General features: G+C 42.2%; 4 protein-coding genes. All 4 read right to left on the bottom strand.

Annotated elements, in window-relative coordinates:
• Positions 1-239 (bottom strand): PrgI family protein (locus ACQRDX_RS09245; protein ID WP_427897465.1); only part of this gene is annotated, 239 nt, incomplete at its 3' end.
• 34 nt (positions 240-273) lie between these two features.
• Positions 274-1128, bottom strand: a complete 855-nt coding sequence (locus ACQRDX_RS09240) for a conjugal transfer protein TrbL (RefSeq protein WP_000980125.1) — start codon at positions 1126-1128, stop codon at positions 274-276.
• A gap of 23 nt (positions 1129-1151) precedes the next feature.
• Positions 1152-1394 (bottom strand): hypothetical protein, encoded by a 243-nt coding sequence (locus ACQRDX_RS09235; protein ID WP_001072171.1) that lies wholly within the window; start codon positions 1392-1394, stop codon positions 1152-1154.
• A gap of 17 nt (positions 1395-1411) precedes the next feature.
• The coding region (locus ACQRDX_RS09230; RefSeq protein WP_427896597.1) for a type IV secretory system conjugative DNA transfer family protein at positions 1412-1693 on the bottom strand (282 nt) is incomplete at its 5' end.

The raw sequence follows: 1693 nt of genomic DNA, 5'->3' as shown, positions 1-1693 counted from the left end.
CGATAGACCCCAAATAACATGAGTGGAATGGTAAAGCTAAAAACAAAACCATAGACAAACCAATCCCCAAATTGCCAGTAAAATAGGTTCAAGCCCAATACCAAAATGGTTATGGCGACGGCTGGAAATACAAAAATAACCTGTCTAGTTGTAAATCCTAACCATGCCCTGTGTTGAACCTTTGAGATGTCCTTAAAGACACGAGTGTTCATAAATGTTCTCCAATCTAAGTAAGCTATAAAAAGAGGAGGCGAGATAATGACTCCCTTCCTCCTACATCCCCAAAATACTTCGGGCGGTCCGTTGACTGCCAACCAAGGCAATGATTAACAAGATGGCCTGTACCAAGCCACCAAACATAATGGCGAGTGATTCCATCACTCCAGCTCCATTTGATACGGCAATCTTTCCAGCCGATTCAAACAAGGGAACAAGAGATACAATTAGAAAAATCAAAATACCTTGAACGGCATAGACCATTATATTCTTAAGGTAGCCAATCCCAACACTTCTCCAGTCATCACTAAGGAAGGTTGGAATGGTAACAGGGGCAAAAGGAATCATCAGATAGAGTTGGATAAAGCGAATGGTAATCAAGATATTGACAACCATGATGCTGGCCATTCGTACCAACCAAATGAGAATCGCAAAAAAGCCAATAATCATTTTTCCTACAATTCCAGATCCCTTAATGCCTGAGATGGTATCATAATTAGCACCACCATTCGTGACAAGACTTGCCACTTGTTCAATAACATAAGAGGCAATGGCAATAATGGCTTCCACAATAACCGTCGTATTGGTAATCACGACCGCGACCATGATGTAGCTGACAATCATAGGTGCTATGGCTTCAAAGGTCATTGCACCGCCTGAGTTTGCGATTTTCTTGGCCATTTTTGAAAATTCGAGTACAAGAACTACCGCAAGAATAGCTACTCCCAAGGGCTGCATAATCCCCTTGGTAATGGCTGTCATGTAAGACCACACCGTCGGATTAAAGTCCGCTAGTGACTTAACCAAGTTGGCGGTTGATTCTAAATCCACTTGAAACCCTTCAAAAAGGCTATCGCTAGATACTTTTTCAGAGGCTAGAAATACAAAAGGTGATGTAAAATTCATCATCATGTCATGTGCTGTCCTCCCCTCCTCTAAATGGTAATCTGTGTCACAAAAGCACCTGCGGCTCCCACCATGACCCCACCAACAATTTCTAGAATAGCATTTCGGACACCTGGACCACCATCTTTAATGTTGGTTGAAAGGTTGATAATGCCCATGACAACTAGAAAGGCTCCTACTGCAATTAAGCCTTTTTGTAATAGAGACATGGCTTGGGAGAACATGGAGCTAGCGTCCACTCCGTAAACAAAGCCTGATAGTTTTTGATTCATATAATTCCTCATTTCTATTAATGTAGTGTCGTTTCTGTGCTTAAATCCCTTATTTTATGGCCTGACAAATCTAACTCTACCTCAGCGGTTAGGGGATTGATGTGATAGTTCAACCAACGGTCATCGGTTTCCTTATCAGCGAGCAACTTCCAATGTTTGTGTTTGAGTGGGAAATATTTCTTGGTCCGAAAAACAGGAACTCCTGCAATGCGTACGAGACATTCATCTCGTTTCATATTCCCGACTTCATCAGCCGTCATCAAGTCACGGGCAATTTTCTGGTGAGAGGTAGAACTTGA

The organism is Streptococcus sp. SGI.013 (assembly GCF_050315295.1).
Lineage (GTDB): Bacteria > Bacillota > Bacilli > Lactobacillales > Streptococcaceae > Streptococcus > Streptococcus porcorum.
Note: the sequence above shows the minus strand (reverse complement) of the source record. Positions and strands in the feature narration are given on the sequence as shown.